Raw genomic sequence first — 5,327 nt, forward strand, 5'->3', positions numbered from 1 at the left:
ACCTATACTTTATGTCTTATATTTCTCGCTAAAATGCTTACCGTCCTTACAAGGACGCCGAAGGCGTTTATGCTTATAGGAATGCAAGTGATATCAAGTCCAAAATAAGAAAATGGAGAAGGGGAGCTGCAAAGTGACGAACAAAGTAAAAGTAAGTAATCTTGGCTATCCAAGAATCGGAAAAAACCGCGAGTGGAAGAAAACGTTGGAAGCCTTCTGGGCGGGGAAAATAAATGAGGAAGAATTCCGTACTGAAATGACAGGCATTCAACTTCAGCATTTGAAGACTCAGCAGGAGGCAGGAATTGATTTCATTCCGGTAAATGATTTTACATTCTACGATCATGTGCTGGATACAGCTGTTATGTTCGGGATCGTACCTCCACGTTATGCGTATGACGGTGGCGACATTGGACTTGATCTTTATTTTGCGATGGCTAGAGGAAATGCTGAGGCTACCGCTTGTGAGATGACTAAATGGTTCAATACGAACTATCATTACATCGTTCCAGAGATTGGTGCACAAACGCCGCGTCTGACCGAGAACAAACCACTGGAAGCTTATCGTTTTGCCAAGTCCCAAGCGGGAATTGAGGGTAAACCTGTAGTTTTAGGCCTTTATACATTCCTTAAGTTGTCAAAAGGTTTTGCATCTGCGGATATTGCGAAGATTGCTGCTCGGTTTCTTCCGGTTTACATTCAGCTGTTGCAGGAACTGAAGCAAGAAGGAGTAAGCTGGGTACAAATGGATGAACCAGCAATTGTTACAGGAATAGATGAGTCAGAATTATCCTTACTTCACTCGATTTACACAGAAATTGCTGAATCTGTGCCTGGTTTAAATATTATTCTGCAGACTTACTTTGAAGCTGCTGAACCGCTGGAGGCATTGTTCAAACTTCCGGTACAAGGTTTAGGTCTTGATTTTGTCCATGATGGCGGGACGAACCTGGCATCGATTGAACGTCTTGGCTGGCCTGAGGATAAGTGGCTGGGAGCGGGTATTATTGACGGACGCAACATCTGGCGCTCGGATCTGGATGCTAAGCTGCAGCTAATCGAGAAGCTGAGTGTACATGTACCGCTTGATCGTCTTATTCTACAGCCTTCTTGCAGTTTGCTGCATGTTCCGGTTACTGTTCAGGGTGAGGCGAAGCTGAAGACAACCGTCAAGGCTGCATTAGCCTTTGCTGATGAGAAGCTTAGTGAGCTTGGCCTGCTTGCTGCAGCCTTAGAGGGTACAGGAGAAGCTGCTGCTGCGTTGACAGCCAGTCGCGAAGCCCTTACTGCCTTCCGTTCGCTTCCTGAACGCGGCCGTAAGGATGTTGCGGAGCAAGTTCTTGGACTTGCAGATTTACCGGACCAACGCAGTCTACCGTTTGCTGAGCGCCTGAAGGTGCAGCAGGAGAAATGGCAGCTACCACTTCTGCCAACGACAACGATCGGAAGCTTTCCACAGACCGTAGAAGTACGTCAGGCAAGGTTGAAATGGCGTAAAGGGGTATGGAATCAAGAGCGCTATGATGGGTTCGTACGTGAGCAGATCGCGGATGCAATTACCTTCCAAGAAAAACTAGGTCTGGATGTACTCGTGCACGGTGAGTTCGAAAGAACGGATATGGTGGAGTTTTTCGGGGAGAAGCTAGATGGTTACTTATTTACTAGTAATGGCTGGGTTCAATCCTATGGATCTCGCTGCGTGAAGCCACCGGTTATTTATGCGGATATAGCTTTTATTCAGCCTATGACTGTGAAAGAGAGCGTTTATGCTCAGTCGTTAACTGCCCTTCCTGTTAAAGGTATGTTGACTGGTCCTGTTACAATCCTCAATTGGTCTTTCGTACGTGATGACCTTAGTCGGGAAGCAGTAGCCAATCAAATTGCCTTAGCGCTCCGTCATGAAGTTAAAGCTTTGGAGGATGCAGGCATAGAGATGATTCAAGTAGATGAACCGGCTATCCGTGAAGGGCTTCCTTTGAAGGCTGAAGATCATGAGGCATACTTGAATTGGGCGGTGAAGTCGTTCCGTATCGCAACGAATCATGTGAAGGCTACAACACAAATTCATACCCACATGTGCTATAGCGAATTCAATGACATGATCGACTCCATTTCCGCGATGGATGCGGATGTCATCTCTATAGAAACTTCCCGTAGCCATGGGGAATTGATCGTTAGCTTTGAAGAACAGGAATATGATAAGGGAATCGGTCTTGGTGTATATGACATCCATAGTCCACGGGTTCCTGCTGTAGAAGAAATGACAGCTGCTATTGATCGTGCGCTGCGGGTGCTCGACCCTGAACAGTTCTGGATTAATCCGGATTGCGGCCTTAAGACACGTGGCTGGCAGGAGACGGAAGATGCACTTCGTAACATGGTAAAGGCTGCCGCTATTGCAAGAGAAAAGGCAGGAGTTAGTGCCTCCAAATAGCATTAGAGATATACAATAAATCATAGCCGGGGGAATTTCTCCCTGGTTTTTTATTTCAGCCACTTGATAATAATTCTCATTCTTGATAGAATGAGAAAAGAAAAGAAGGAACCGTGGAGGGTCCCTTCAAATTATCACCTTATTTGCTTTCGAAAGTCTTGCAATCTGTTTCTTCTGCACGTGTGGGTTCTTGGGAGCTGTGGAAAGCTACAAAGATAGAATCAGCACTGCATTTGTTCTCTTCTGCCCAGTGGGTGCAGGAGTTAACTTCGCAAATTACGTCTTTTGCCATGAGGGTTCACCTCCCCTTCTTAGTAATAGACAGCATTATTAACAAAGAACTACTCTGTTCAACAAGGTGGAGCTTGTCCGAACAGAACCGCGCCCTACCCTCATTCATTATGAATTGAGGGTATTTGGTATTTTCTGTGTAGCTAGACGAGGTTATTGTACCAAATAAAGCGTTTGTAAGCAAATGGGTTATTCAATCACAGAAATATGACAAAGTTATACAAATAAATATAAAAAATTACAAAATACATTTCTCATTAACATACCAAAAAATACAAAATAATCCTAATTATCTATATAATTTTAAAAAATATCTGGTAATATTTTCGATAGGGAACGGCCGATCCTAATCTGAAATATTGGAGGATGAAATTGATGAAAAAGTTCTTACTATTCCCTTTTGCCTTAATGCTAATCTTGTGTTTACCTATTTATGCAGGTGCAGAAGGTGTACATAATGACGAAGCCCCTCAAAATAGTGAACCCGAAATCATAAAAGTCTACAAAACCTCACCTACGGGATTGTCAGAAATCTCAATAGAAGAGTACAATGATATTCTTGCGCAAGGACAAGCTTTAGAGGCTGCTAAAGAGGGATTGTTGCCAAGTGTGCCCCTGTTTAATACAGATTCTTCTTTTGAGAAAGCCTCTGTTATAGCTCCTAGAGATGCTTTCCAAACAACGATCTACTCTTACCAACAAAATGGTTATGTCTCCTATGTTACTAGAAGTGGCTTGACTAGAAAAATCTCTCAGGCTGTTTATAACAGTGCTTCTGGAAATTCGTTGTTAAACATCAGCTATTCGGTTTCTCAAGGTTATATTGCGAACACTAGCTTTGGTGTAACCGCAAAACAAACAGCTGTTAGTGCTGGCATTACAGGTGGCTCGTCGTGGTCCAATACTTATGGTGGCAGTAACACGACAACTGCATTAGTGAATCCTTACAATTATGCTTGGATGGAATATACGCCTATTATGAATAACTCATTTGGTGTGATCACAGAGAAGACTTATGCCAATGTTCAAGGGAATTCAGTTCTTGTAGGCACCACTAGTTATGATGTTGATATTTACATGGCAAGATTATTAAGCGGTTCGCTACCAGATGGCATTTATGTCATTAAACAAAGTTCTTCTAACCCAGGTTAGTGTTTGCACAAAAAATGATAGTTCGAGACCTCAAAGCCGCAGAAATGCGGCTTTTTTTCTTTTGAGTATGCATGATTTAAAAGAAACTATTCATCATTCCATTTTTAAGTGCAACCTTCCAAGTTTTGGAACGTCATAGTAAAGAGTGACGGAAGAGATCTGCTTAGAACAAGACATTCCGTTACGATATGATGATCCGTGCAAGCGGTATCTACTACATTTTTGGAGGAATGAGAATGCGTAAATGGGGTCTGCATTACTTATGTTTATTAATTCTTGCGGTAGTCTTGGCGGGTTGTGGTTCAGCGGATAGGAATTCAGCGGCAGATAGCTCGGCAAAAGAAAATGGTAGTACGAGTAACAACGCAGCAGTAGAGGTACAATCGCAGAGCTCGCTGGCCTCAACAGCGGATAAAAGCACTTCGGCAGCCCCTGAGGCAGAAGCAACAGGCAGCGAGAACTTGGCTATAAAGGGCTCCACATCAGAAAATACTGTTCAAGCAAGTGCAGGGTTTACTGGTAGCGATGTAGTAGCGGGCTTGAACAAGAAGCTGATCTATAAAGCGAACCTTAACATGGAAGTAGAAGACTATGGAAAAGCACAGACTGAAATACGTAATTTAGTAACCATAGCCAATGGATATATTATTGAGTTTAATGAAAATATGTCGCAGTACGAGCAAGGTGGGACGTTTATCCTTAAGGTACCTGCCTCCGGATTCTCACCTTTTCTGAATAAATTAGAACAAGTAAAACACGAATCTCTACAGCGCAGCATTCAAGGTCAGGATGTCTCTGAAGAGTACGTTGATCTGGAGTCACGTTTGAAGGCAAAGCAGCTAATGGAAGCACAATATACAGAGTTTATGAAAAAAGCGACGAAATCCACGGATCTGGTCGCCTTCGCGAACGAGCTTGGCTCGATTCAAGAAAGCATTGAACAGATTAAAGGTAGAATGCGTTATATCAATCAGAATGTATCCTTCTCTACGGTAGAATTGAGAGTGTATCAGACGGATGAAAGCATTGCTGTCAAAGAGAAGAAGGAGCAAGGGCCGTTACTGGAACGCGCTTCAGATGCTCTAAATGGCAGCTTAAATGCGCTATCTGTGATGTTTCAGTGGCTTGTAGTTATCCTTGCAGGAGCGTTACCGATACTTATCGGGGCTGCCATTATATTAGCTATTGTATTAGTTTCCCGTAAAAATATCCGCGAGCGTCGGGAGCAGCAGACCGAGAGGATCCGTCAGCGCAATAAGGAGCTGAAGAGAGAGCAAATCATCCCTGCGGCAACAGAACCTAAGGAGGCAGGTTCAGAGGATGAGCCGAAGGCTAATAAGGACTCAGAGGACTCAAAGAAAGAATAGCCCCTCTAAGCATAAACGACCTCGGCGTCCTTATAAAGACGGTAAGCGTTAAAGCGAGAAATATAAGGATAATGTATAACGTG

The 5,327-nt window shown here is 43.5% G+C and carries 4 protein-coding genes; 3 read left to right on the forward strand and 1 reads right to left on the reverse strand.

Annotated features, from left to right (window positions below):
* Positions 1-112 precede the first annotated feature (112 nt).
* A complete protein-coding gene (gene metE, locus CA598_RS30900; protein WP_094878977.1) occupies positions 113-2,434 on the forward strand; it encodes a 5-methyltetrahydropteroyltriglutamate--homocysteine S-methyltransferase in 2,322 nt (773 codons plus the stop codon).
* A gap of 139 nt (positions 2,435-2,573) precedes the next feature.
* Here the strand turns inward: metE and CA598_RS30905 are convergent, their stop codons facing one another.
* Positions 2,574-2,726: a DUF1540 domain-containing protein gene (locus CA598_RS30905; RefSeq protein WP_076120659.1), complete on the reverse strand. Its 153-nt coding sequence runs from the start codon at positions 2,724-2,726 to the stop codon at positions 2,574-2,576.
* A 374-nt stretch (positions 2,727-3,100) separates the two neighbouring features.
* Between CA598_RS30905 and CA598_RS30910 the strand changes: the two genes are divergently transcribed.
* Together CA598_RS30910 and CA598_RS30915 are read left to right on the forward strand one after the other, a co-directional pair.
* Positions 3,101-3,877, forward strand: coding sequence for a hypothetical protein (locus CA598_RS30910; protein ID WP_094878978.1), 777 nt, complete (start codon positions 3,101-3,103; stop codon positions 3,875-3,877).
* A 236-nt stretch (positions 3,878-4,113) separates the two neighbouring features.
* The gene (locus CA598_RS30915; protein ID WP_179283812.1) at positions 4,114-5,244 is read left to right on the forward strand and encodes a DUF4349 domain-containing protein; all 1,131 of its coding nucleotides are present in this window, start codon (positions 4,114-4,116) and stop codon (positions 5,242-5,244) included.
* Positions 5,245-5,327 lie beyond the last annotated feature (83 nt).

The sequence above is a fragment of the Paenibacillus sp. VTT E-133291 genome (assembly GCF_002264395.1).
In the GTDB taxonomy this organism is placed as follows: domain Bacteria; phylum Bacillota; class Bacilli; order Paenibacillales; family Paenibacillaceae; genus Paenibacillus_AQ; species Paenibacillus_AQ nitricinens.

What these genes read in the sequence shown, in the direction of transcription:
- metE (WP_094878977.1), top strand. Translation starts at nt 113, where the DNA reads ATGGAGAAGGGGAGCTGCAAAGTGACGAACAAAGTAAAAGTAAGTAAT.
- CA598_RS30905 (WP_076120659.1), bottom strand. Translation starts at nt 2,726, where the DNA reads ATGGCAAAAGACGTAATTTGCGAAGTTAACTCCTGCACCCACTGGGCA.
- CA598_RS30910 (WP_094878978.1), top strand. Translation starts at nt 3,101, where the DNA reads ATGAAAAAGTTCTTACTATTCCCTTTTGCCTTAATGCTAATCTTGTGT.
- CA598_RS30915 (WP_179283812.1), top strand. Translation starts at nt 4,114, where the DNA reads ATGCGTAAATGGGGTCTGCATTACTTATGTTTATTAATTCTTGCGGTA.